Origin of the sequence: Laceyella sediminis, from assembly GCF_003003125.1 — a bacterium.
Lineage (GTDB): Bacteria > Bacillota > Bacilli > Thermoactinomycetales > Thermoactinomycetaceae > Laceyella > Laceyella tengchongensis.
The window spans coordinates 316,921-342,593 of sequence record NZ_PVTZ01000002.1; the positions used below are offsets into that span (position 1 = coordinate 316,921).

The 25,673-nt window shown below is 45.0% G+C and carries 18 protein-coding genes, 1 tRNA gene, 1 CRISPR repeat array and 1 other annotated feature; of the genes, 15 read left to right on the forward strand and 4 right to left on the reverse strand.

Annotation, left to right across the window (positions count from 1 at the left end):
- Positions 1–45 precede the first annotated feature (45 nt).
- Positions 46–1,959 (forward strand): DNA topoisomerase (ATP-hydrolyzing) subunit B, encoded by a 1,914-nt coding sequence (gene gyrB / locus CLV36_RS04345; protein ID WP_106341850.1) that lies wholly within the window; start codon positions 46–48, stop codon positions 1,957–1,959.
- Positions 1,960–1,990: 31 nt separating this feature from the next.
- The gene (gyrA, locus tag CLV36_RS04350; protein ID WP_102991128.1) at positions 1,991–4,453 is read left to right on the forward strand and encodes a DNA gyrase subunit A; all 2,463 of its coding nucleotides are present in this window, start codon (positions 1,991–1,993) and stop codon (positions 4,451–4,453) included.
- Positions 4,454–4,468: 15 nt separating this feature from the next.
- Here the strand turns inward: gyrA and CLV36_RS04355 are convergent, their stop codons facing one another.
- On the reverse strand, positions 4,469–5,533 hold the full coding sequence (locus tag CLV36_RS04355) for a YaaC family protein (RefSeq protein WP_106341851.1): 1,065 nt from the start codon (positions 5,531–5,533) through the stop codon (positions 4,469–4,471).
- Positions 5,534–5,932: 399 nt separating this feature from the next.
- On the opposite strand from CLV36_RS04355, the gene guaB reads away from it, so the two are divergent.
- The 6 genes from guaB to CLV36_RS04385 all read left to right on the forward strand — a co-directional run bounded on the left by guaB (position 5,933) and on the right by CLV36_RS04385 (position 12,302).
- Positions 5,933–7,390, forward strand: a complete 1,458-nt coding sequence (gene guaB, locus CLV36_RS04360) for an IMP dehydrogenase (protein WP_102991130.1) — start codon at positions 5,933–5,935, stop codon at positions 7,388–7,390.
- A 289-nt stretch (positions 7,391–7,679) separates the two neighbouring features.
- Positions 7,680–8,921: a D-alanyl-D-alanine carboxypeptidase family protein gene (locus CLV36_RS04365; RefSeq protein ID WP_106341852.1), complete on the forward strand. Its 1,242-nt coding sequence runs from the start codon at positions 7,680–7,682 to the stop codon at positions 8,919–8,921.
- A 96-nt stretch (positions 8,922–9,017) separates the two neighbouring features.
- Positions 9,018–9,908: a pyridoxal 5'-phosphate synthase lyase subunit PdxS gene (gene pdxS / locus CLV36_RS04370; protein ID WP_022737269.1), complete on the forward strand. Its 891-nt coding sequence runs from the start codon at positions 9,018–9,020 to the stop codon at positions 9,906–9,908.
- Between the two features lie 13 nt (positions 9,909–9,921).
- Positions 9,922–10,512: a pyridoxal 5'-phosphate synthase glutaminase subunit PdxT gene (gene pdxT, locus CLV36_RS04375; protein ID WP_106341853.1), complete on the forward strand. Its 591-nt coding sequence runs from the start codon at positions 9,922–9,924 to the stop codon at positions 10,510–10,512.
- A 32-nt stretch (positions 10,513–10,544) separates the two neighbouring features.
- Positions 10,545–10,773: a binding site (T-box leader), on the forward strand.
- 44 nt (positions 10,774–10,817) lie between these two features.
- The gene (serS, locus tag CLV36_RS04380) at positions 10,818–12,098 is read left to right on the forward strand and encodes a serine--tRNA ligase (protein ID WP_106341854.1); all 1,281 of its coding nucleotides are present in this window, start codon (positions 10,818–10,820) and stop codon (positions 12,096–12,098) included.
- Between the two features lie 114 nt (positions 12,099–12,212).
- Positions 12,213–12,302, forward strand: a tRNA-Ser gene (locus tag CLV36_RS04385).
- 147 nt (positions 12,303–12,449) lie between these two features.
- Here CLV36_RS04385 and CLV36_RS04390 read toward each other — a convergent pair.
- Complete coding sequence (locus tag CLV36_RS04390; RefSeq protein WP_106341855.1) at positions 12,450–13,022, reverse strand: hypothetical protein; 573 nt, start codon at positions 13,020–13,022, stop codon at positions 12,450–12,452.
- A gap of 539 nt (positions 13,023–13,561) precedes the next feature.
- On the opposite strand from CLV36_RS04390, the gene CLV36_RS04395 reads away from it, so the two are divergent.
- The 3 genes from CLV36_RS04395 to CLV36_RS04405 all read left to right on the forward strand — a co-directional run bounded on the left by CLV36_RS04395 (position 13,562) and on the right by CLV36_RS04405 (position 15,233).
- A complete protein-coding gene (locus CLV36_RS04395; protein WP_102991164.1) occupies positions 13,562–13,762 on the forward strand; it encodes a zinc ribbon domain-containing protein in 201 nt (66 codons plus the stop codon).
- A gap of 153 nt (positions 13,763–13,915) precedes the next feature.
- Positions 13,916–14,062: a hypothetical protein gene (locus tag CLV36_RS17155; protein ID WP_181352821.1), complete on the forward strand. Its 147-nt coding sequence runs from the start codon at positions 13,916–13,918 to the stop codon at positions 14,060–14,062.
- Between the two features lie 682 nt (positions 14,063–14,744).
- The gene (locus CLV36_RS04405) at positions 14,745–15,233 is read left to right on the forward strand and encodes a hypothetical protein (RefSeq protein ID WP_106341857.1); all 489 of its coding nucleotides are present in this window, start codon (positions 14,745–14,747) and stop codon (positions 15,231–15,233) included.
- A 654-nt stretch (positions 15,234–15,887) separates the two neighbouring features.
- On the opposite strand, the gene CLV36_RS04410 is transcribed toward CLV36_RS04405, so the two are convergent.
- The gene (locus CLV36_RS04410) at positions 15,888–16,214 is read right to left on the reverse strand and encodes a hypothetical protein (protein ID WP_106341858.1); all 327 of its coding nucleotides are present in this window, start codon (positions 16,212–16,214) and stop codon (positions 15,888–15,890) included.
- A gap of 251 nt (positions 16,215–16,465) precedes the next feature.
- On the opposite strand from CLV36_RS04410, the gene cas12b reads away from it, so the two are divergent.
- Genes cas12b through cas2 form a run of 3 tightly spaced genes read left to right on the forward strand, consistent with a single transcriptional unit; the run spans position 16,466 to position 21,726 of the window.
- Entirely contained in the window at positions 16,466–19,738 is a 3,273-nt protein-coding gene (cas12b, locus tag CLV36_RS04415; RefSeq protein ID WP_106341859.1) for a type V CRISPR-associated protein Cas12b, read from the forward strand.
- 39 nt (positions 19,739–19,777) lie between these two features.
- Positions 19,778–21,424 carry a CRISPR-associated endonuclease Cas4/Cas1 gene (locus CLV36_RS04420; protein WP_106341860.1) on the forward strand — a complete coding sequence of 549 codons (1,647 nt, stop codon included), beginning with the start codon at positions 19,778–19,780 and terminating at the stop codon, positions 21,422–21,424.
- Between the two features lie 8 nt (positions 21,425–21,432).
- Positions 21,433–21,726, forward strand: a complete 294-nt coding sequence (cas2, locus tag CLV36_RS04425) for a CRISPR-associated endonuclease Cas2 (protein ID WP_106341861.1) — start codon at positions 21,433–21,435, stop codon at positions 21,724–21,726.
- A gap of 378 nt (positions 21,727–22,104) precedes the next feature.
- Positions 22,105–22,945: direct repeats of the CRISPR family, unit length 36 nt; unit sequence CTTTAAGTGATTAGATGAATTAAATGTGATTAGCAC.
- 143 nt (positions 22,946–23,088) lie between these two features.
- Here the strand turns inward: cas2 and CLV36_RS04430 are convergent.
- Positions 23,089–24,396 (reverse strand): helix-turn-helix domain-containing protein, encoded by a 1,308-nt coding sequence (locus CLV36_RS04430; protein ID WP_106341862.1) that lies wholly within the window; start codon positions 24,394–24,396, stop codon positions 23,089–23,091.
- 208 nt (positions 24,397–24,604) lie between these two features.
- Here CLV36_RS04430 and CLV36_RS04435 point away from each other — a divergent pair, with 208 nt between their 5' ends.
- On the forward strand, positions 24,605–24,802 hold the full coding sequence (locus tag CLV36_RS04435) for a hypothetical protein (protein ID WP_106341863.1): 198 nt from the start codon (positions 24,605–24,607) through the stop codon (positions 24,800–24,802).
- Positions 24,803–25,673: the final 871 nt, after the last annotated feature.

Consider the following 25,673-nt stretch of genomic DNA (forward strand, 5'->3'; position numbering starts at 1 on the left):
GGTTGGATTTCAAGTAGTTCTGGATAAGGAAGCAGGTGACCAAACGTGTCCGTAAATAAAACCAATTATGATGAAACACAGATTCAGGTACTTGAAGGTTTAGAAGCTGTTCGGAGACGTCCCGGGATGTACATTGGTTCGACATCAAGCCGCGGATTGCACCACTTGGTGTGGGAAGTAGTGGACAACAGCATTGACGAGGCGCTGGCCGGTCGTTGCGACACGATCCAAGTGATCGTTAACGAAGATAACAGCGTGACCGTCATTGACAACGGAAGCGGTATTCCGGTCGGGATTCATCCCAAAATGGGCCGCCCGGCTGTAGAAGTGGTGTTGACCGTATTGCACGCCGGTGGGAAATTCGACGGGGAAGGGTACAAGTTCTCCGGCGGGTTGCACGGGGTAGGCGTATCTGTCGTTAACGCCCTGTCCGAATGGTTGCAAGTTGAAGTAAAGCGGGAAGGCAAAATCCATCGCCAGTCATATCGGCGTGGGGTGCCGGAACATGACTTGCAAGTCGTCGGCGAAACGGAAGAAACAGGGACAACGGTGACATTTAAACCGGACCCCACCATATTTACCGAGACGACGGTTTATGATTTTGAGACGCTACAGTCCCGGCTTAGAGAATTAGCGTTTTTAAACCGGGGCATCAAAATTATGTTGGAGGATAAACGCGGTGAAGGGAAACACGTCGTCTTCCAATATGAAGGCGGCATTCAATCCTATGTTGAACACTTGAACCGCAATCGGGAAGTGTTGCACGAACCGCCGATTTATATTTCAGGCGAGAAAGAGTCGATTCAAGCGGAGATCGCTATGCAATACAATGATTCTTTCTCCTCCAACATCTACTCTTACGCCAACAATATTCACACCCATGAAGGTGGAACGCACGAGGCCGGCTTCAAATCGGCGTTGACACGGGTCATCAACGATTATGCCCGACGTAACAACTTGCTGAAAGATAACGACAGCAACTTGACTGGTGATGACGTGCGCGAAGGCTTGACCGCGATCATCAGTGTCAAGATTTCTGACCCGCAGTTCGAAGGACAGACCAAAACCAAATTGGGCAACAGTGAGGCCAGATCGGCGACGGAGCAACTGTTTACCGAACACTTCCAAACCTACCTGGAGGAGAATCCAGCGGTGGCGAAGAAAGTGATCGGCAAAGCGGTCATGGCTGCACGGGCACGGGAAGCGGCCCGGAAAGCGCGCGAGTTGACCCGCCGGAAAAATGCTCTTGAAGTAAGCTCATTGCCCGGGAAATTGGCTGACTGTACCTCGCGGAACGCCGCTGAAAGCGAATTGTTCATCGTGGAGGGGGACTCTGCGGGAGGAACGGCCAAACAAGGGCGCGACCGGATGTTCCAAGCGATTTTGCCCCTGAGGGGGAAGGTGCTCAACGTAGAGAAGGCTCGGCTTGACAAGGCCTTGTCCAACGAAGAGATCCGCACCATTATCACCGCTTTGGGAACGGGTATTGGCGACGACTTCAATATCGAAAAAGCGCGCTATCATAAAATCGTCATCATGACGGACGCCGATGTTGACGGGGCGCACATCCGTACCCTTTTGTTGACATTCTTCTACCGCTACATGCGCCCGTTAATCGAACACGGCTACGTGTACATCGCACAGCCGCCTTTATATAAAATCACGCAAGGCAAAACGATTCGTTACGCGTATAATGACCGGATGAAAGAAGAAATTCTCAAGGAAATTGAAGGAAAGAACGGGAAAATCGAAATCCAGCGGTACAAAGGGTTGGGCGAGATGAACGCAACCCAGCTGTGGGAAACGACGATGGACCCGGAATCAAGAACATTGTTGCAAGTGTCCCTCCAAGATGCGATCGATTCGGATTCGGTATTTGAGATGCTGATGGGCGACCGGGTTGAACCGCGGCGCGAGTTCATCCAGGAATACGCGAATCAGGCGAATCTCGATGTATAGAGCAGTGGGTAAGTAACGGGGAGATGAAAAGATGGCAGATATGCAAAGGATACAGAAAATAAATATCAGCCAGGAAATGAAAACTTCTTTCCTGGATTATGCGATGAGCGTCATTGTCAGCCGTGCTCTTCCCGATGTGCGTGACGGGTTAAAGCCTGTGCATCGGCGAATTCTTTACACGCTGTATGAGTTGGGAATGACCCCTGACAAACCGTACAAAAAATCGTCCCGTGTCACCGGTAACGTGACTGCGCAGTACCACCCTCACGGAGATGTGGCGGTGTATGATGCGATGGTGCGGATGGCTCAGGACTTTTCCTACCGTTATCCGCTTGTTGACGGACATGGGAACTTCGGGTCGATCGATGGCGACCCCCCGGCGGCCATGCGTTACACCGAGGCCAGAATGGCCCCGATCACCATGGAAATGCTACGGGACATTCAGAAGGACACCATTGATTTCGGGCCCAACTATGACGGGCAGCAAGAAGAGCCGCTTGTGTTGCCGGCGCGTTTCCCCAACTTGATTGTGAACGGAGCATCGGGGATCGCCGTGGGGATGGCAACCAATATTCCTCCCCATAACCTGCGGGAAGTGATTGACGGGATTTTGCTGCTCCTAGAAAATCCGGAAGCCACCGTGGACGACTTGATGAAGATCATCAAAGGTCCTGACTTCCCGACCGGGGGCATCATCCTTGGTTATGATGGCATAAGAAAGGCATACCGCACGGGTCGCGGCAGCATTCAGATCCGGGCTAAAACGCGCATTGAAGAAGCGGGCAATGGCAAGATGCGGATCATTATTGAAGAACTGCCGTATCAAGTCAACAAAGCTAAACTGGTTGAGAAAATCGCCGATTTGGTGCGCGACAAAAAAATTGAGGGCATCACCGATTTGCGCGATGAGTCCGACCGCAACGGTATGCGCGTGGTGGTGGAATTACGCCGTGACGTTAATCCGCGGGTGGTTCTCAACAATCTCTTCAAGCATACCAGCTTACAAACGAGCTTCGGCGTAAACACCCTGGCTCTCGTCGATGGCCAGCCGCGAGTGCTCAATCTGAAGGAAGTATTGCATTACTACATTTTGCATCAGGTTGAAGTTATTCGCAGACGCACGCAATTCGAACTCAACAAGGCGGAAGAGCGGGCCCACATCTTGGAAGGGTTGCGGATTGCGCTTGACCAGATCGATGAGGTCATCGCCCTGATCCGGTCGTCCGCCAATACGGCTGAGGCTCGCACCGGCCTGATGGAATCGTTTGGCTTGAGCGAGAAGCAAGCGCAAGCGATCTTGGATATGCGTTTGCACCGGTTGACCGGTTTGGAACGTGAAAAAATCGAAAGCGAATACCAAGAGTTGCAGAAGCTGATCGCTGAGTTGAAGGCCATCTTGGCCGATGAAGGCAAAATCCGTGGGGTTCTGCGCAAAGAAATCATCGAAATCAAGGAAACTTATGGAGATGAGCGTCGCACCATGATCAAGGTGGACGTGGACAACATCGAGGAAGAGGATCTCATTCCGGAAGATGAAGTGGCGATCATGATGACCCATCGGGGATACATCAAGCGGATGCCGCTTTCCACCTACCGAGCTCAGCGCCGCGGTGGCAAAGGGATCACCGGCATGGGGACACGTGACGACGACTTTGTCCAACACATCTTTGTCACCCATTCCCATAATCATCTGCTTTTCTTTTCCAACAAAGGGAAAGTGTATCGCTTGAAAGCTTACGAAGTGCCTGAATTAGGACGGACAGCCAAAGGAACGGCGATCATCAACCTGATCCAAATCGATCAGGATGAACGGATTCAAGCGATCATTCCGGTAAAAGAATTCGCCGCCAACCAGTATCTCTTCTTCGGCACCGCAGAAGGGGTGGTCAAGAAGACCGCTCTCAGCGAATTCGAAAACATTCGCCGCAACGGCTTGTTCGCGATCAATCTGCGCGACGGCGACGAATTGATTGGTGTCCGTTTGACTGACGGGAATCAGGAAGTCATCATGGGAACCAAAGGCGGTATGTCTATCCGTTTCCCTGAGATGGAAGTGCGGGAAATGGGACGTTCCGCCACCGGGGTGAAAGGGATCACCTTGGGTGAGGACGACCGGGTCATTGATATGGATATCGTCATCCCGGACAAAAACGTGATGATCGTTACTCGCAACGGCTATGGTAAGCGAACACCGATGGAAGAATACCGTGTGCAATCCCGCGGTGGTAAAGGCATAAAAACACTCAGCTTGACAGAGAAAAAAGGGGATGTCATCGGACACAAAGTGGTTTCCGACGATGAGGATCTCATGATTGTCACCCAGTCCGGCATTGTGATTCGCCTCAATGTGAACGAGATCTCTATCATGGGTCGCTATGCACAAGGCGTGAGACTGATTAAGCTGGACGATGATGAAGTGGCGGCGGTGGCTAAAGTGAACACCGATGATGATGAAGGTGAGTTGGAAGCCGCCTCTGCGCCGACCGAAGAGTGAGCGGGGTGTACTCCCTCACTCGACACGTAAGACGGATTTCTCCCCGGTGAAGATAGCTAGCATCAGCTGCGGGAATTTCCGTGGTACTAAATCAAGCAATTCATTAATGAGGATTTGCTCAGCATGTTGGTTGTCCAACATGATTTCTCCCCATAACGGCGGATCATACCGACACAACATGCTAAGAGAAAAGAGCAACATCAGGTGAGCTAAAAGCTCTGGGATCGGAGCGATAGGGCGGCCATTTCCTAACCACAGGTAATGGTCGCCCTTTTTGTCTTCATAAAACCAAGGGTGCTGGAAATTTAACCAGACGGATTCCGCGGTACAAAGGACGGAGGAGCTTGGGTCAATCGTCACCCGCAATGTCAGATGACCGGCAGCTTTGCCGGATTCCACTGCGGAAAAGGCGATGGAGCCCACGCGGTTCAATTTGTCCGCAAGGCGCTCCGCAGAGCAATGAAAGTAGTCCTGCACCCGTTCGGGGATGTGTAGGAGGATGTCATCGTCAGAACGCGAAAAAAACACAGGGATTAAGCTTTCCTGTTCAAAAAGGAGCCGATAGGTCGGTTGCAATTCCGCAATAAAACCAAACAGGTCTTTGGCCGTATAACTTTCACCCGTTTGTGCAGGGAGATGAAGTGCTTCCGCGACGATGGGAAACAACCCTTCTCGTTGAATCCGGATGTCATCTTCAACAAAGCGAAAACCATTCCGCTTTCTTTTGCGGGTGGACAGTCCATGACGTAAAACCGTGGCGTTTTGGGGGTAATCGGGCAGGCGGGTCAAGAGCCACGCTTTGAACATGCTCATCATGCCATAATAAAGCAGGATGGGGCGAGCCCAAGGCTGGTTACTACGGCCACTGTCTTGGATCAGGGCAACAGCCTGTTTCATGTATGAGGTGAAGGCAGGCACATTGCGGTAGGCCAAACGGTCGGGATGCTCTGCCTGCGCACGGGAATAAGCGCTCACCAAATAGCGGCGAGCCGTCTCTTCGTTTTGGAAGGGCATGAATGCTGCCCACAACCAACGCTCGGGATTTTCGGTGCGGATGAGTTTGATTGACTGAATGTCCATGTGCGTGTCACCTCCCTATCCATGGGGCTTTAGCTACGCTTATTGTAAGAAAAAAAGTTGCATGCTATAACTGAGTTAAAGTGTGGCCGGAAAAGTTGCGAAAGCGATGAGGGTTCGCCCTCTGGACAGCGAAACGGTGGACACAGGATACCAATGACTTATGGCAATATGGACATACTACACCACAAGAAGAGCACCGAACCGCAATTATTTCCTTGGAAATAAAAAAACAAGTATCCCACAAGTTATCCACAATATCGCCATAGTTATGCACAGTTCCTGTGGATAACTTCGGGAAGCTCGTGGAAAACCAATGTTTGTCGGGCGAATTCTTGACAGTATTGTGTAAGGCTTGTTAAACTTGCAAAAAAAACTCAGGGCCAAAGGGGATAGTGAGGTATGTGGGAAGAGAAATTTGCCAAAGAAGGATTCACATTTGACGATGTGTTGTTAGTTCCGGCCAAGTCTGAAGTTTTGCCGCGCGATGTCAGTGTGGCCACCAAGCTGGCGGACAAGGTACAGTTGAACATACCTTTGATCAGTGCGGGGATGGATACCGTCACCGAGTCAGCGATGGCCATTGCCATGGCGCGACAAGGTGGCATCGGAATCATTCATAAAAACATGAAAGTTGAAGAGCAGGCGGAAGAAGTGGATCGGGTTAAACGTTCCGAAAGCGGAGTGATTACCAATCCCTTTTATTTGACGCCTGAACATAAAGTGCACGAAGCGGAAGAATTGATGGCTAAATACCGCATTTCGGGCGTGCCGATCGTCGATGAACAACGCAAATTGGTTGGAATCCTCACTAACCGTGACCTGCGGTTTGTGCGTAATTTTTCCACCCCCATTTCTGAAGTGATGACGAAAGAAAATCTCGTCACGGCACCTGTGGGGACGACACTTGCTGAAGCGGAAGTGATTTTGCAACAACATAAGATTGAAAAATTGCCGCTGGTTGACAATCAGGGCATCCTTAAAGGGCTTATTACGATTAAGGATATTGAAAAGGCAACCCTCTTCCCCAATTCAGCCAAAGACAGCCAAGGGCGCCTGTTGGTTGGGGCAGCGGTTGGCGTGTCCAAAGATACCATGCGTCGTGTTGCCGCATTGGTAGAAGCGGAAGTGGACTTGATCGTGGTAGATACGGCTCATGGTCATTCGGCAGGTGTGTTGGAAACGGTTCGCGCGTTGAGAGCGCAATACCCCGATCTCGTTATCGTCGCTGGAAACGTGGCCACCGGCGAAGGTACGCGCGACTTGATTGAAGCGGGCGCCAGTGTGGTGAAAGTGGGTATCGGCCCAGGATCGATCTGCACCACTCGCGTGGTTGCGGGAATCGGCGTGCCCCAAGTGACCGCGATCTATGATTGTGCCAACGTAGCCCGTCAGTATGGCGTGCCGATTATTGCCGATGGCGGAATCCGTTATTCTGGGGACATCGTCAAAGCGTTGGCAGCAGGCGCTGATGCGGTGATGTTGGGTAGCTTGTTTGCCGGCACGGAGGAATCTCCAGGAGAAACGGAAATCTTCCAAGGACGCCGCTTCAAAGTGTATCGCGGCATGGGTTCAATCGGTGCAATGCAAGCGGGAAGCAAGGATCGTTATTTCCAAGAAAACGAGCAAAAGCTGGTGCCTGAGGGCATTGAGGGACGTGTACCATACAAAGGGCCATTGGCTGATACAGTCTACCAATTGGTCGGGGGAATCCGGGCTGGTATGGGATATTGCGGTGCTGCCACGCTGGTTGATCTGAAGGAGAAAAGCCAGTTTATCCGCATCACTTCAGCTTCCTTGCGCGAGAGTCATCCGCATGATGTACAAATCACCAAAGAAGCGCCAAACTACCACGTATAAACGGCGTTTTTGTGAACAAGCAGAACTTTTCTGCTTGTTCATTTCTTTTTGCTCTCCTTTTCTGATATATTTAATATCAGATTATCGTCCTTTTTGAATATAAATGTTCATTTATAAATTACGTGAGTCGATCAGCCATGAAATGGAAAGGGATGCTGAACGACGGATCGAGGGCCTCTCTGATACAAACAGCAAAGCCCTCGGCTCATCATTCAGCTCTCCATTTTCAGCTTAAATATGGCGGATCGGCACGCTTGTTTTAAAATGATTTTGGGTGGGAGGACAAAAAATGAAATCTATGCGCATTGCGCGAATGATCGCGCTTTTTGTTTTGCTGTCCATATCCGCCCTTTTCTTCTTGCCGATCGCAGTGTCGGCAGAGGAATTGACCCCGGATATCAAAGCGAAGTCATATATTTTGCTGGATTTTGACTCGGGCGCCGTTCTGGGGGAGTTTAAGGCGGATGAAGAGAGGGCGCCAGCCAGCATGACCAAGATGATGTCGGCTTTTGTTGTGTTGGATAAAATCAACGAAGGCAAACTGAAGTGGGAAGATGTAGTCACCGTCAGTCAACGAGCTGCCAACATTGAAGAAGCCCAGCTGTTTCTTAAAGCAGGCGAAAAGGTGACGGTAAAAGAGTTGTTCACGGCGATGTTGGTCTACTCTGCCAATGATGCGACTGTGGCTCTTGCGGAACATGTGGGGGGAACGGAAGAAGGGTTCGTGGAGCTCATGAACCAAAAAGCGCAGGCTTTAGGCATGGTACATACTCATTATCGCTGCGCTTCTGGTTTGGACTTGCATTTGTATCCTGATCCACCTCAAGTTTCTGGTGACCATGTGATGTCAGCCCGGGATTCGGCCATTTTGGCGAGAGAATTGATCCGCACTTATCCGGAAGTGTTGCAAACCACCGCCATGACGGAGGCCACGTTCTTTGAAGGCACGGATCACGCTCAGAAAAAACCAAACTGGAACAAAATGCTGCCAGGGTTTAACCAATTTTATGAAGGCGTCGACGGAGTGAAGACGGGACATACCAACCGTGCCGGATATTGTTTCACAGGGACGGCCGAACAAAGAGGTTATCGATTGATTTCAGTTGTGATGGGCACCGGCTCCGACCATGCACGGTTTGCGGAGACCAAGAAGTTGTTGGATTATGGCTTCGGCTCCTTCCAACCAAAGGAATGGATCGCCCAGAATGGCAAGATTCGGGGAAAAGAAACGCTCGCCCTTCCTAATGGGGTGGAACGGACCGTTCCCGTGGTAGCCAATGAAAAGCTGGTGGTCCCTGCTCGTATCGGTGAAGAGGAAAATTACACCATCCAAGTGACGTTTAACAAGGGTGTCCAAGCCCCGCTCAACAAAGGGGATGTGGTTGGCGAGGCGAAATTGCTGTACAAAAATCAGCCTGTCAAAGGGGTAGCGCCGATCCAAATGGTCGCCGCTGCACCAGTGGAACAAGCTAGTGAGTTCCGCCTGTTTTTCCGCAAAGCAGGAGATACGATCAAGGGCTGGTTTAACTAGGTTGTTTTCAAATGGCCATAATTCTTTATAATAAATGAGAGAGGAAAGGCAGATCGCCTCTCGACCATTTTGATAAGGCTATAGGGGGCAACAAAGATGACAACTCGCCAGACAGGAACTGATCGGGTAAAACGCGGCATGGCCGAAATGCAAAAAGGCGGCGTAATTATGGACGTCGTCAACGCGGAGCAAGCGAAAATAGCGGAACAAGCTGGTGCTGTGGCAGTTATGGCGCTAGAGCGCGTTCCTTCAGATATCCGTGCGGCCGGCGGGGTGGCCCGCATGGCGGATCCAACGATCATCGAAGAAGTGATGAATGCGGTAACCATTCCCGTAATGGCGAAGGCGCGGATTGGACATTTCGTGGAAGCGCGCCTGTTGGAAGCGATGGGTGTGGACTACATTGATGAAAGTGAAGTGCTTACACCGGCAGATGACTTGTACCACATCGACAAATCGCAATTCACTGTGCCTTTTGTCTGCGGGGCGCGCGACTTGGGTGAAGCTTTGCGCCGTATTGGTGAAGGTGCTTCCATGATCCGCACCAAAGGGGAACCAGGCACGGGGAATATCGTGGAAGCGGTTCGCCATATGCGCATGATGCAAAGCCAGATCCGCAAAGTGAAAAGCATGTCTCGTGATGAGTTGATGGCAGAAGCTAAGCAATTGGGTGCACCGTTTGAATTGCTGTTGCAAATTCACGAGACCGGTCGTCTGCCTGTGGTCAACTTTGCAGCCGGTGGGGTGGCAACTCCGGCCGACGCAGCGCTGATGATGCAACTGGGCGCAGATGGTGTCTTTGTCGGTTCGGGTATCTTCAAATCGGAGAATCCGGAGAAATACGCGAAAGCCATTGTGCAGGCGACGACCCATTATGAAGACTTCGAGTTAATCGCAGAAGTGTCCAAAGGTTTGGGAGAACCGATGACCGGTCTGGAAATCTCCAAACTGAGCGCGGCTGAACGGATGCAAGAACGCGGTTGGTAGGAGGTTTCGAACGATGAAGATTGGTGTACTCGCTTTGCAAGGAGCAGTGCGGGAACATATCCGCTTGCTTGAAATGGCCGGGGCGGAAGCGGTGGCGGTCAAACGTGCCGATGAACTGGCCGACTTGGACGGATTGGTGATCCCAGGTGGCGAGTCGACCACGATCGGCAAGCTGATGCGGCAATATGGATTGCGGGAGCCGATCATGCGACTGCATGAGCAGGGGAAACCCATTTTCGGCACATGTGCAGGATTGATCATGATTGCCAAACGGGTGGAGAACCTAGATGAACCCCATCTCGATTTGATGGACATCGATGTGAAGCGCAATGCCTTCGGACGCCAGCGTGAAAGCTTTGAAGCGGACTTGGCGATCCAGGGCGTGGCTGATGTGTTTCCAGCCGTCTTTATCCGTGCCCCCTATATAGAAAAAGTGGGCGAGGGTGTGGAAGTGCTGTCGGTCATCGAAGACAAAATCGTGGCGGCGAGACAGGATCGGTTGCTCTGTGCGGCATTCCATCCAGAGTTGACGGATGATGTCCGTTTTCACGCCTATTTTGTTGAGATGGTGCGCGAATCGATGGTTACAAATGTGGCAAAATAGGATATAATAGAACAACACATTTTTATATGATGCGAACCGCAATGAAGAGGAATAGTAGCTGGAGGATACCGGCTTAGAGAGGCGACGGTTGGTGGGAGTCGTCCCGGGTCGCCAGCGAATCCACCCTCAGAGCGAGGTGCGACCGCGGGATCGTCCCGCCTAAGTGCTGACGGAGCGAGCCGATATCTCGTTAGAGCGGACTTGTAAGCGTGTGCGCTTATGGGTCAATAAGGGTGGCAACGCGGGCCTTCCGTCCCTTTTGTGGATGGAGGCCCTTTTTTTGATTCATGATAGGAGGTGCCTTGATGTTAGACATCAAATTGTTGCGTGGCCAATTGGAAGAGGTCAAACAACGGTTGCAAACGCGGGGGGGCGACTTGTCCGGATTAGATGCGTTTGTCGATCTCGACCAACGCCGCCGTGAACTGATTCAGCAAACTGAACAGTTGAAAAACCAGCGCAATGTCGTTTCCAAATTAATCGCGGAGAAAAAGAAGAACAAAGAAGACGCCCAAGAGCAAATTTTGGAGATGCGTCGCGTGGGGGACGAGATTAAGCAGTTGGACGAAGAACTGCGTCAGTTGGATGAGCGATTGGAAGGCTTGCTCTTGACTCTGCCCAACTTGCCACACGAGAGCGTGCCAGTGGGTGCTTCGGAAGAAGAAAATGTTGTGGTTCGCACTTGGGGTGAGGTGCCGCAAACGGATCATCAAGTGAAGCCTCATTGGGAAATCGCGGAGGATCTGGACATCCTCGATTTTGAACGGGCGGCCAAAGTCGCTGGTTCACGGTTTGTTTTCTACAAAGGGTTGGGGGCACGATTAGAACGGGCTTTGATCAACTTTATGCTCGACTTGCACACCACTGAGCATGGGTACACAGAGATGATTCCCCCTTATATCGTCAACCGGCAGGCAATGACGGGAACGGGGCAACTGCCCAAGTTTGAGGAGGATGCTTTCAAATTGGCCGACAATCAGGATTATTTCCTGATTCCGACGTCGGAAGTGCCGGTGACCAACTATCATGCAGGCGAGATCATGAACGGCGATGACCTGCCCAAGTATTACACCGCGTATACGAGCTGTTTCCGTTCTGAGGCGGGTTCGGCGGGCCGAGACACCCGTGGTTTGATTCGTTTGCACCAATTTAACAAGGTAGAGATGATCAAGATCGTCCAACCGGAGACATCGTATGATGAATTGGAGAAGATGGTAGCCAATGCCGAAACGGTGTTGCAACGGCTGGAGCTTCCGTATCGTGTCATCACCTTGTGCACGGGCGACATGGGCTTTAGCGCAACCAAGACGTATGACTTGGAAGTGTGGATGCCAAGCAACGGCCAATATCGTGAAATCTCCTCTTGCAGCAACTGCGGCGACTTCCAAGCACGGCGCGCCAATATTCGCTTCCGCCGCGATGCCAAAGCGAAGCCGGAGTTTGCGCACACCCTCAACGGCTCTGGCTTGGCGGTGGGACGCACCGTGGCCGCGATTCTTGAAAATCACCAACAGGCCGACGGCACCATCCGCATTCCCAAAGCGTTGCAACCGTACATGGGCGGGTTGGAAATTTTGGGGAAATAAGTATTTAGGGGGCGGATACCCTGATGGCTCCGCTCCCGAACCACTTTGTTTTTTCATTTGACAATCGCAAAAAAATCTGTATAATTAATATCTGTAACTTACTTTTGCCATCATGGAGAGGTGGTCGAGTGGTTTAAGGCAGCGGTCTTGAAAACCGCCGATGTCGTGAGGCATCCGTGGGTTCGAATCCCACCCTCTCCGCCAAATGAAGAAAAGCCGTCCCACCATCATGGTGGGGCGGCTTTTTTTAGATTTGGTCTTAGGTCAACGATGTGAAGAAAAGGAGAGGTTATTTATATGTTATAAAGATCGCAAGAACAAACATATTTGCGTTTATAGCTCCCGGTATTATCAACCTTTAAAATACGAATCCTCTACAGGAAAACCATCAAGTGCATCAGGATCTACCGTAATATGTTCATATCGTCCATCGGGATGAACAAGAAACATAATACTAGGGCGTGTCTGATGAATAGGCCAGCGGCTCCAAAACCATTTTCTCATTCGCTTCACTTGTGCATCGGCGCACCTCGAGAAAAGGTTTTCCGCCGCTTCTTCCCCATCAACTTGATTTGCCAGACACACCCTAGGAGCGAGTTCATTAACATCCTCAATTAAAGCCTTGCAACCTAGTTTTGAACAAATTTTCGAGACAACCTCGATATCATTTTCAGTCCATAATTGTTCATCTAAAATACTAATCGATAGCATGAACATGAACTCATCATTTTGACAAAGTGAGACTTCACAGACTAATCGTGTATGTTCTTCTATGTTTGCCATTTCCGTAATATCGCCAATAATTTTAATTTCATCTATTTCAATCTTCGACTGTTCAATACTGGATTGAAAAACCTCAAGCAGTACTTGTTTTAGTGTAAGCTTATCAACCCTTTTGTTAAGGATAACGTCTCTCCAAGCCACTTTAAATCACTTCAATAATTCATCTCATTTATATTTTTAGAAAACAATAATATTATTTATACTATACAATGAATTCCATATTGACAACTCCCCATGCTTAGGGAGGGGAGAGTTGGTGTTGTCCTCCCAATCCGATAATGAGCAGGGGGAGTTTATATTTTGACACCCAAGGAGGCAAAGAATTTTGCAATTTCTGCAAGGGAGAAGTGCTTTTTTCTGTGTCTTCCTTTTTTGCAAGTTCCATAATCAATCATAGACCTCCGATTTTAAATGGAGTGTGCAAGAAATATAAATCTTCTACTCTTTCTATAACAAATGGTAATTTTATCATATGGAATTAGCAGGATAAACGGCCTGATAATCCATTTATTTGAATGTTTTTTGTACATATCCATTTAGATCATAATACGAATATTTCGGAAGATGAAATATACTCCCTCTTTTCTATTTGGGCTACTACATGCACACTACCTCAGGTAGCTAAGTTTGTTCAAAAACGGGTATATAACTATCAACTGAATGATGTGGAGGATCGAGCGATGAGAAATGGTTGTCCTAAATGCAATGGAAAAGAAGTAACCGTAGGGGAAATTGCCACAACAGGCACGGGATTAAGTCGTTTTTTCGATGTGCAACATAATGAGTTTAAAGTCGTATCGTGCAAGAATTGCGGTTACTCCGAATTTTATCGCGCGAACGGATCGACAACAAAGAATATTGTTGATTTGTTTTTTGGATAATAATTTTATAAGTGCTGAAGCTGTGATTTACATCCTAGTCTTTTTGCATAAAGAAATGGCCATTCACTCTCTACGAGGAATTGGAAAAAAGAAAAAGAAATACAACTGATATAGAAAGATGATTTAGGGTTTTTATCCCGAGGGGGAATAAACTTGAAGCGTAAAATAGTTAATTGGCTTGTGTTGTGTGTCATGCTTCTTTTGGTTGGATGTGGAGATCAACTTCCTGGAAAGGAAGCACCAGTTCCAGAAATACAGGTAAAAAATGAAAAGGTGCATTTTGAAGGGAAGACAATATGATCAGATCTATACTCGTTTTTCTACTTTTTGAAACAAGTTACCTATTATGTTTCCGATAAATTAAATAATAAAATTGACTACATTTTATTTTATAGTATACAATTCATACTGAACGTTCGGGGATTCCCCCCTCTAATCTCCCTTATTCCCATAAAGAGGGTGTTTTTCTAAGATGCAAAAAGGAAAGTTAATCCTCATTTTTACTATAACTGTAATTTCTGCGATATTGGCTGCTTGCAGTAACAATCAAATAGATTTGGATTTAGGGAAGTTTGGGATCGTATATACCGATTCGCTGAAGGATGATAGCGAATTTTCCGTGATTGATGCCAACGGGACGACTAAATCATCGTAGCAGATAGATGTAACAGGGATTTACCAAATAGCCTCAGATGGGAGAGGTGGTTATTTCTTACCATCTGAACTTACTTCATCGCTAGTTCATATTGATCAAAAAGGGAAGATAACTAGATCTAAAAATTTCAATGTACATAATTACATCAATAATCAATATGGATATCAAGTAACATTATTTAATACCAATGTTGATATTAATACATTAGAAATTAAGTATAAAAATAAGATAAAAAGACTTAATCTCCCGATCTTTGCTCGCATGGCTACATTTGATTCCAATCATGTATATGTTTTTTGTGATACAGAGGCTAAGAGTTATATATATGTGATTGGATTGAGAACTGGGAAGATCATAAGAAAGATACCTGTAAAAAAAAGCGGAGCAGACGATATGGACATTTTTCATGGTCAAATTGTAAGTCCTCCATCTGATGCAAACTTTTTGATCACCCTGGATCCAAAAAACTGGAAAGTGCAGTATCGGCTGTTGCCACATGATAACCCCGACCGAATGGTTGCAGATCATAACTATTTGTATGTATCTACTAAAGAAGGATACATCATGAAATTGAATCAAAATTATGAAGTAGAAAAGGTAACGAAAAGCAACCCTCTTATTTTAAATATGCTTGTAGACAAGGAAAACCTTTATGTTCTTTCACAAATCCAATCAGATCAATATGCTGGATATATAATTACTTACGATAAAAATACATTGAGAATAAAACAAAAAATAAGCCTACCCAATATTCGAGATACATTGGTGCAAAGTTTTATTATGCTTGACCAGAAAGAAAGGGAAGAGCATAAGTAATTGACTTTGAGGAAATTTAAGAGTTTGTTGGTGTTGCGAAGGATCTGCGTCCAACGCTAAATGAAGTTGAATGCATGCAGACATTGATAGATGGATAGACACAAGAATAAAGCTGCTATGATGATGATAAACCACGAGTAAATATGCTTTTTATTAGTCCATATCCGGTAAATGAGTAAGGAGAGAACGGTTATAATACACGCCAGGCCTAAACAAATAGAGCAGATACATCATTGTATGGTCCTCCATCTTCATGGGAGTTGTGTCACTTCACTCGTCCAACGCGTATGTCATTTGACGCGTACACCCACTTTCTAGGATGAGTGTGGACAAGATAGGATATTGCTTTCATGTTCATTTAAGCATGATTGGAACAGCTTTTTCAATTTATCAGTAAGTTGTGCCTTTTGTGTTTGGCTCCCTAACAGTTTGTTGATTCAGAATATAAGGGTATAACATAGGGGGCTCTTTTATGTTTAGAGTCGGATAAAACAATGCAATGGACTGGCTTTCATAGCAGAACAGTTGGCAAAGAAGGAATGAAACATAAGTAAAGGTTCCAGCCTTGATGACCAAGGGGAACCTTTTATTCTTACCCAATCAATGCTTTGACCTGACCATGGAGGAAATATGTTGCCTGATATTCCAATGTTTTCAACATCTATCTATTTGATAATCAAATCCGTCATAATGCCTGCCTTTCTCATCGATAAGAGGGATAATTGTAATTTGGCCAAACGGTGATAGGAATTGTGTCTGTTTTTGAAGGACCGTACCTAATAAAATGAGTAATTGGGCATGCTCGTTAAATTCTTTTTGCCATATCGTTTCGTTGAAAAATGGGGAAGATCGGTAACGAAGATGAGCTTCAATAAGTAAAGTCAGATTGTTGGTAATCTCTTCCCATTCTTTTTCGTGTGTCTTAAAATAAATTTGTTCTTGTGAGAGTAAAAAGTATTGATCATACAGACATTCATTCATTTTCATTCCTCATTTCATTCAAACTAACTTGTTAAAACACTCAATACACCACTTTTTTACACGTTGAAATAACTCGTTTACATTTATCCTCTCGTATTTCATTTTTTCCCTATTCTGATTGTTTAATACAAACTGCATAAATAGAAATTAGTTGATAATCTTTTGGTTGGATTATTATGAATACATGTTCAAATGAGCAGTAGAAAGGATTAAAATGAGATGAAATATCCTAACTACTTGGGAGGTTTTTTATGTCCATTCGTTCATTTAAGCTGAAAATAAAGACGAAATCGGGTGTCAACGCAGAGGAACTTCGTAGAGGGTTATGGCGTACCCATCAGTTAATCAATGATGGTATCGCTTATTATATGAACTGGTTGGTTTTACTTCGACAAGAAGATCTATTCATTCGAAATGAGGAAACCAACGAGATTGAGAAACGGTCAAAGGAGGAAATCCAAGGCGAACTCTTGGAAAGAGTACATAAACAGCAACAGCGCAACCAATGGTCAGGGGAAGTGGATGATCAAACGTTATTACAAACGCTACGCCATTTATATGAAGAGATCGTCCCATCTGTCATTGGAAAAAGCGGAAATGCGAGTTTAAAGGCTCGTTTCTTTTTGGGGCCACTCGTTGACCCAAACAACAAGACAACGAAAGATGTATCCAAGTCCGGGCCTACTCCCAAATGGAAAAAAATGAAGGATGCTGGTGATCCAAACTGGGTACAAGAGTACGAAAAATACATGGCTGAACGCCAAACATTAGTACGTCTTGAGGAAATGGGGCTTATTCCTCTATTTCCTATGTACACGGATGAAGTGGGTGACATTCATTGGCTACCTCAGGCTAGCGGATATACTCGTACCTGGGATCGGGATATGTTTCAACAAGCCATTGAACGATTACTTTCTTGGGAATCATGGAATCGGAGAGTAAGAGAACGGCGTGCACAATTTGAGAAGAAAACCCACGACTTTGCAAGCCGCTTTTCCGAATCGGATGTTCAATGGATGAATAAGTTGAGAGAATATGAAGCCCAACAAGAGAAAAGTCTTGAAGAAAATGCATTTGCCCCAAATGAACCGTACGCGCTAACCAAAAAAGCGCTTCGTGGTTGGGAGCGTGTTTACCATAGTTGGATGAGATTAGATTCGGCAGCAAGTGAAGAAGCATATTGGCAAGAGGTCGCAACTTGTCAAACCGCGATGAGAGGGGAATTTGGAGACCCAGCCATTTATCAATTTCTCGCCCAAAAAGAAAATCATGATATTTGGCGGGGTTATCCCGAGCGAGTCATTGATTTTGCAGAGCTTAATCACTTGCAGCGGGAATTGAGAAGAGCAAAAGAAGATGCAACCTTTACCCTACCAGACTCCGTGGATCATCCTTTGTGGGTACGCTATGAGGCACCAGGAGGAACAAATATACATGGATATGACCTCGTTCAGGATACCAAACGAAACCTGACACTCATACTAGATAAGTTCATTCTGCCAGATGAAAATGGTTCATGGCATGAAGTGAAAAAAGTGCCTTTCTCACTTGCTAAATCAAAACAATTTCATCGTCAGGTCTGGTTACAAGAGGAACAAAAGCAAAAAAAGCGGGAAGTTGTGTTTTATGACTACAGTACGAATCTTCCTCATTTGGGAACGCTCGCAGGAGCCAAACTGCAATGGGACCGAAATTTCCTTAATAAACGCACACAACAGCAAATTGAAGAAACGGGTGAAATCGGGAAGGTATTCTTTAATATATCAGTTGATGTTCGGCCAGCAGTGGAAGTAAAAAATGGTCGGCTGCAAAACGGACTGGGCAAGGCCTTAACCGTTCTAACGCATCCTGATGGAACCAAGATCGTAACAGGATGGAAAGCAGAGCAATTGGAGAAATGGGTGGGGGAATCCGGTCGTGTTTCAAGTTTAGGACTGGACTCGCTTTCAGAAGGGCTACGTGTGATGAGTATCGATCTTGGCCAGCGCACCAGTGCAACGGTCTCTGTTTTTGAAATTACCAAAGAAGCACCTGATAACCCCTACAAATTCTTCTATCAACTAGAGGGAACGGAACTGTTTGCAGTACATCAACGCAGTTTTCTCCTTGCACTTCCAGGTGAAAACCCACCTCAAAAAATTAAGCAGATGCGTGAGATACGTTGGAAAGAGCGAAACCGAATCAAGCAACAAGTCGATCAATTATCTGCGATTTTGAGACTGCATAAAAAAGTGAATGAGGACGAGCGAATACAGGCGATAGACAAGCTCTTACAGAAGGTAGCGTCTTGGCAGTTAAACGAAGAGATTGCAACTGCTTGGAATCAAGCCCTATCTCAACTTTACTCAAAAGCAAAAGAGAATGATTTGCAATGGAACCAAGCAATTAAAAATGCCCATCACCAATTAGAACCAGTTGTTGGAAAGCAAATCAGCTTGTGGAGAAAAGACCTTTCAACTGGGCGTCAAGGCATTGCCGGCCTATCTTTATGGAGTATTGAGGAGTTGGAAGCAACTAAAAAACTTCTCACGCGCTGGAGTAAACGAAGTCGAGAACCCGGCGTCGTCAAACGGATTGAACGGTTTGAGACCTTTGCCAAACAGATACAACACCACATCAACCAAGTGAAAGAAAACCGCCTCAAACAATTGGCTAATTTGATCGTCATGACCGCGCTTGGTTACAAATATGATCAAGAGCAGAAAAAATGGATAGAAGTCTATCCAGCATGCCAAGTGGTTCTATTTGAAAATCTTCGCAGTTACCGCTTCTCCTATGAGCGTTCACGACGGGAGAATAAGAAATTGATGGAATGGTCTCATCGTTCTATTCCAAAACTCGTTCAAATGCAAGGGGAATTGTTCGGTCTGCAAGTTGCCGACGTCTATGCCGCCTATTCCTCTCGATACCATGGGCGCACGGGGGCACCAGGCATTCGTTGTCATGCTTTAACAGAGGCAGACCTTCGCAATGAAACGAATATCATCCATGAATTAATAGAAGCCGGATTTATCAAAGAAGAGCATCGTCCATATCTTCAACAAGGGGATTTGGTTCCTTGGAGTGGAGGGGAACTGTTTGCCACCTTACAAAAACCTTATGATAACCCGAGAATCTTAACACTACACGCGGATATTAACGCAGCGCAAAATATTCAAAAGCGTTTTTGGCATCCTTCTATGTGGTTTCGCGTGAACTGCGAATCCGTTATGGAAGGGGAGATTGTCACCTATGTACCGAAAAATAAAACGGTACACAAAAAACAGGGCAAAACTTTTCGCTTTGTTAAAGTGGAAGGTTCAGATGTATATGAATGGGCGAAATGGTCAAAAAATAGGAATAAGAATACTTTTTCTTCCATCACTGAGAGAAAACCCCCTTCATCGATGATACTGTTTCGTGATCCAAGTGGAACATTTTTCAAAGAGCAAGAGTGGGTAGAACAAAAGACTTTCTGGGGAAAAGTTCAATCTATGATTCAAGCTTATATGAAAAAAACAATTGTTCAAAGGATGGAGGAATAATTGGAGGTTTAATGAGCATTGGAGCCCATACCCGTACGGATGCTGAATGAAGTCCAATATTGTGAGCGTTTATTTTATCTCATGCATGTCCAAGGTCTTTTTGAAGAAAATGCAGATACCATTGAAGGATCAATGCAACATCGCAGGTCGGAAAAGCGATCTCGAGTCAAACAACAAGTTTCTGAAAACTTCTGGGATTTGACTCCTCAAAGTTTGCATCTAGGGGATCCTTCACTGAATTTGGTTGGAAAATTAGATGCCATATCACATGAAGATGGTACATGGGCGCCGATTGAGTGGAAACACTCATCGGCTCCAGATTCTTCGCATGTCTTCTATGTGGGTGGTTTTGCTTTGTCTGGTGTAGCTTGGCCAAATGATCAAATTCAATTATGTGCACAAGCATTATTGCTTCAAGCTAATGGTTATGACTCAAATCATGGTTACCTTTACTATCGGGGTAATAAAAAACGTGTCCGCATCGACTTTACAGAAGGTCTGATTTCTGCGACGAAATACTGCATTGACCGAGCACGAAGTCTCCAATCATCGGAAATCCCTAAGCCTTTGGTTGACTCAAACAAATGCTTCCGTTGCTCCTTGAATTATTTGTGTTTGCCGGATGAAACCCATTATTTGATGGGATCAAACTCCAACATACGCCGGATAGTGCCAGATCGTGTAGACGGTGGTGTATTGTATGTATCAGAACATGGGAGCAGATTAAGCAAAAGTGGTGAGTCTCTGATCATTAAGAATAAAAATGGAGAAGAGGTTGAAGCAGTTCCTATTAAGGACTTGGTTCATGTCACCATCATGGGGAATGTTCAGTGTTCAACCCAGCTTCTTCATACCTTGATGTACAATGGTATTGCTGTTAGTTATTTGACCTCACACGGTAGACTAATCGGTGTGTCCAGTCCATTGTCAACAAAAAATATACAGTTAAGGAGTAAGCAGTTTTTACGATTGCAACACCCAGAAACAGCATTGAAATTAGCGCAATGGATTGTTCAAGCGAAGATTCACAATCAGCGAACGATTCTTCGTCGAAACGGCAAAGCTTCAAAAGAAGTAATGAGTCAATTGATGGATTTGAAAAAAAGAGCTTTGGTTACGAAAAACCTAGCCGAACTTCTTGGCATCGAGGGGTTGGCAAGCAAGTATTATTTCTCCGCTTTTCCGTCGATGTTAAAAAGCGGTTTAATTCAAGCGGAAGAGATTATGAATGGACGAAATCGCCGCCCACCCAAAGACCCCATTAATGCCATGCTATCTTTAGGCTATACTCTCTTGCTGAGGGATATGATTGCAGTTTGCGCTGGAGTTGGGTTGGATTCTCACTTTGGCTTTTTTCATCAAGAGGTCCCTGGACGTCCATCTTTAGCATTGGATTTAATGGAAACATTTCGTCCCATTATTGTGGATAGTGTTGTCATCAAAGCATGGAACACCAAGCAAATTCAATTAGAGGATTTCTACATAGGTGATGATAGTTGCTTATTGAAGAAAAGTGGGCGACAGGCGTTTTTTAGAGCATACGAACAAAGAATGAACGAGCTAATCACTCATCCGACTTTTGGGTATAAGGTTTCTTATCGTAGAATCCTTGATGTAGAAACTCGATTATTTTCACGGTTTTTAGAGGGTGAATTGCAAGTATACCGCCCTCTTATGACACGGTAGGTGAATACATGCGTCATTATTATCTTGTCTCCTATGATATATCAGATCAGAAAAGATGGAGAAAAATCTTCAAAATCATGAAAGGATATGGGGAACACGTACAGTATTCAGTCTTTCTTTGTCAGCTTTCCAATACGCAAAAAGCGGAATTAATTGCTAAACTTGATCCAGTCATTCATCAATTTCAGGATCAAATTATGTTGGTACACATTGGGCCTGTTACTTCAGAACAATTGGAAAAACGAATTTCAACAATTGGACGAAAATATATTGCAATGGATTTGAAAAACCTTGTGTACTAGTATTTGATTGTATTTTCTAAATGTGGTAACATTAAATTTGCCTAAAGGGCAAAGAATACTGTGCGTGTGCTAAGGATGGAAAAAATCCATTCAACCACAGGATTACATTATTTATCTAATCACTTAAATAAGAAGGTCTTGCATTATGCAAGGTCTTTTTATTTGAATAGAAGAAAGTGCTTAGAAGTAAAATAAACTTGCGAGCGCCTAGTGATGACAAAAAAGACTTACGATCCTCGTAACCCTTTAGTATCAAGATGTATTCCAACTCACTGGTTTATTTTATTAACATATAGATTCATAAAAAGTGTGTTCTAGAGGAAGTGCTCGAATTTGCAAGTGAAACTGCACGTAAGACAAAGGTTTTTAAGGAATACTCTTTAAGTGATTAGATGAATTAAATGTGATTAGCACCAAACCGCCTGTTGCTCCCGCAACACGCATTCGGTCCTTTAAGTGATTAGATGAATTAAATGTGATTAGCACGTGGAATCCTATTTGGCGCTTGAAGGGGACAACCGCCTTTAAGTGATTAGATGAATTAAATGTGATTAGCACGCCGAAGATACCTGGTGAGAAGTTTTCAGCATTCCAAATGCTTTAAGTGATTAGATGAATTAAATGTGATTAGCACTTAACTCTATTTGATGTTATTTTTAACTCTATTTGGAGCTTTAAGTGATTAGATGAATTAAATGTGATTAGCACGGAATATCCCTTGATTTCGTGGAATATTCCACGTTTCTTTAAGTGATTAGATGAATTAAATGTGATTAGCACCCACTTTTTAAGAACATATACAAACGATCTCGAAGCGGCTTTAAGTGATTAGATGAATTAAATGTGATTAGCACGCTAACACAATCAACACGATTCCACCAACAATGGTTTTTCCCTTTAAGTGATTAGATGAATTAAATGTGATTAGCACCCATTGATACAGGCAATCTCCATGTCTGATTTGTTGCTTTAAGTGATTAGATGAATTAAATGTGATTAGCACGGGAGATAAGGTAAAACATAGACTCCAAATAGTGCTCTTTAAGTGATTAGATGAATTAAATGTGATTAGCACTGAGTACATCGGGGGATAAAAAGCCGCATAGGAATCCTTTAAGTGATTAGATGAATTAAATGTGATTAGCACTTAACTGCCCAATTTCCATTTTCCAGCTTAACGATCCTTTAAGTGATTAGATGAATTAAATGTGATTAGCACTAGGTTCACTCCCGTTTGCTCGTCCCAGGGGCTTTCAGAAGAAATCGTTGATCTTGTTACTGGAGACTATTTGGATGTTGAAATACCTTCAATTTTGCAAAGATAAAAGCCGCCAAATGGCGGCTTTTATAAATATTTAGTCATCAGTCGGTTCCGTCATCATCAACCCTCCTTTCAAGGAGTCGCACCAGACGTTTTGTGTGTGTAAGCACTTGTGATTCGTGCGATTCGCCTAAATGGGAATAGGCGCGAACAAGACCAAACACAGCTTGATATTCTAAATCTTCGGAATCGCACGTGTTCAAGGCGTCTTGGAATGATTGGATAGCTGACTCCAGATCGTTTTCATCGAGGCAGACTTTGCCTACCTCAACCATGACTCTAGAGTATTGTACCATGTTTTCATCATTTTTTGTAATTCTGATAAGTTCGCCAAGTATTTGATGTGTCTTTTCAAATTCTTTGGTTTTTCTATAAATTATTGCCAGCTCTTTATAAGCGTCAAAGATCAACTTTTTTCTCCTTTTCACCTTCCCTTCCAAGAGAATTCCCGCGCTAAAACATCGACCTGCCATCTCCAAGTAGTGTTTCCGCTTCTCTGATCTCCATTTAGCCTTGTAGATACTGCCCAAAGTAATCCAAAGCTCAAGCTGGCGATCATAGTTGTAGTTGATCCTTGCGATCTCTATTCCCGATTTCGCAATCTGGATTGCTTCCTGATATAATTTGATCTCTAGCTTTAGACGCGCTTTAAGGTCATATATTCCAAGTACAGAATCTATGTTCAAGTCAAAAGAGGTGTGACTGTCTATTTTTTCAAGTGCGTTCAAGGACTTCTCTATCTGACCCAGTTGTTTATAGTAAATGCTTCTGTTTAAAGAGAGTACTAGATAAAAGTTTTTTCGCTCTCCATCCATGTTGAAACATTCAATGCCTTTTTCAACAAGTTCCAATGCTCGGTAGTAATGTTTTCTTCGATACTCGAGTACCGACAAATAACCGAAGCAGCACGAGCGCAGATTTGAGTTATTATACCCTATTGACTTCTCAAGGGCCTTTAAGGTTGCATGGAATTCACTTTCTGCATCCTCACCCAGTCTCATACGTGCCCTTGCGTTAAGATACTTAATTAGGGGTGCTTTGGACGGAGACCAGTCCCTTTTCTTCAATTCAGTGATGGCTCTTTTCGGATTCATGTACACTAGACTTTCAATAACAGATAGCTGTAGGTTCTCTCGCTCAGTAGATTCGCTTTCTTTTTTGTTAAGACTTTCTATTGTTAAACCTAACTTATCAAGTACATAGCGGAATTTGGGTTGACTTGTGTTTTTACCTCTCTCCATTGCGGAGAGAGTTGATGCCGACACGTGCTCGTCGGCTAGGTCTTCTAGCCGCAAACCTCTTTCCAACCGTTCTTTCCGTATCATCCTTCCTATTTTTTCGAAATCCATGAAATCCCCCCTATAGTTTCATATCAATAATGCATATTATTGCAACTTGCTATAATATCTCGTCATTTTCCTGTTTGATATATCCGTATCGTTTATTTTTGCAAAAAAGCAACTTTTATTGTTTTAATTGGTGCAATTTATTGAATGTTGCAACAAAACCAATATATACTATACTCATGAACGAGCTAATTGAAAAGGGGTTGACAACGTGAAAGTTGATGTTCAAAAGACACTAGGAGCAGTAGCGTATGCCTGTGTGCTAGTGAATATCGACCCTAAGAAATCAAAGGAAATCCTAAACTATGTCTCAGAGATGCTTATCAATGAAACTCTCATTATCAGCGACGGCAGGTTTGGCTGGTTGTATGAACAACTCAAAAAAAAGCCGCCACAACAACTAAGATAGTGGCGCACAGTTAAAGTGATTGGTATGACCTTGTACAGATATACATTTTGGAGGAAAGATGGAGAGTACCCCCAGGGGAAAACATTCAGTTTTTATACAGAACGTGGTTTGCAATGGTCTTATACTTTGTTCCGTGAGTGCTTGCGGAACTACCGAATCCCCATCAACGAATTGAACACTGAGTTTCGTGTTGTAACAGTGAATGATGTTTACTGGATACTAAAAATTGGACATTGCAACGTAAATAAACTTGTGTACGACTCTTACAAAAAAACACGCCAACGCCTGTTAGATAGCGGCATCCAACCAGATGTTCCTCCGTGGATCATCAAGGATGACATAGATAATTAGTGAAAGGGGGTGAATCATATGGTGAAGCGCTTCCAAGGCGAGCCGCCCCAAGCGTAATATCAGTACAGTCCCTTTGACTCAAGGTCAAAAATTGGCACTGCTGCTTATCAGATCAGTATTCAAACGCCCTTAGTGGAAGTTGTTTATTGCCGATCAACTAAACACAACGCCTTGTCCAATGTCATGAGCTTTGGATGGGGCGTTTTCACTAGGGTGTGTCTGGCTAATCAAGTTGGTAGGGAAGAAGCGGCGGAAAAACCTTTTCTCGAGGAGCGCCTCGCTACGCGTGAAGCGAATGAGAAAATGGTTTGGGAGCAGCTGGCCTATTCATCAAACGCGCCCTAGTATTTGATTGTATTTTCTAAATGTGGTAACATTAAATTTGCCTAAAGGGCAAAGAATACTGTGCGTGTGCTAAGGATGGAAAAAATCCATTCAACCACAGGATTACATTATTTATCTAATCACTTAAATAAAAAGGTCTTGCATTATGCAAGGTCTTTTTATTTGAATAGAAGAA

Bases quoted from the DNA above. Each gene is read 5' to 3' on its own strand.
- CLV36_RS04395 (WP_102991164.1), top strand. From the start codon at position 13,562: ATGAGAAATGGTTGTCCTAAATGCAATGGAAAAGAAGTAACCGTAGGG.
- pdxS (WP_022737269.1), top strand. From the start codon at position 9,018: ATGACAACTCGCCAGACAGGAACTGATCGGGTAAAACGCGGCATGGCC.
- CLV36_RS04355 (WP_106341851.1), bottom strand. From the start codon at position 5,533: ATGGACATTCAGTCAATCAAACTCATCCGCACCGAAAATCCCGAGCGT.
- CLV36_RS04420 (WP_106341860.1), top strand. From the start codon at position 19,778: ATGCTGAATGAAGTCCAATATTGTGAGCGTTTATTTTATCTCATGCAT.
- guaB (WP_102991130.1), top strand. From the start codon at position 5,933: ATGTGGGAAGAGAAATTTGCCAAAGAAGGATTCACATTTGACGATGTG.
- pdxT (WP_106341853.1), top strand. From the start codon at position 9,922: ATGAAGATTGGTGTACTCGCTTTGCAAGGAGCAGTGCGGGAACATATC.
- CLV36_RS04365 (WP_106341852.1), top strand. From the start codon at position 7,680: ATGAAATCTATGCGCATTGCGCGAATGATCGCGCTTTTTGTTTTGCTG.
- serS (WP_106341854.1), top strand. From the start codon at position 10,818: ATGTTAGACATCAAATTGTTGCGTGGCCAATTGGAAGAGGTCAAACAA.
- cas12b (WP_106341859.1), top strand. From the start codon at position 16,466: ATGTCCATTCGTTCATTTAAGCTGAAAATAAAGACGAAATCGGGTGTC.
- CLV36_RS04430 (WP_106341862.1), bottom strand. From the start codon at position 24,396: ATGGATTTCGAAAAAATAGGAAGGATGATACGGAAAGAACGGTTGGAA.
- gyrA (WP_102991128.1), top strand. From the start codon at position 1,991: ATGGCAGATATGCAAAGGATACAGAAAATAAATATCAGCCAGGAAATG.
- cas2 (WP_106341861.1), top strand. From the start codon at position 21,433: ATGCGTCATTATTATCTTGTCTCCTATGATATATCAGATCAGAAAAGA.
- CLV36_RS04410 (WP_106341858.1), bottom strand. From the start codon at position 16,214: ATGAATGAATGTCTGTATGATCAATACTTTTTACTCTCACAAGAACAA.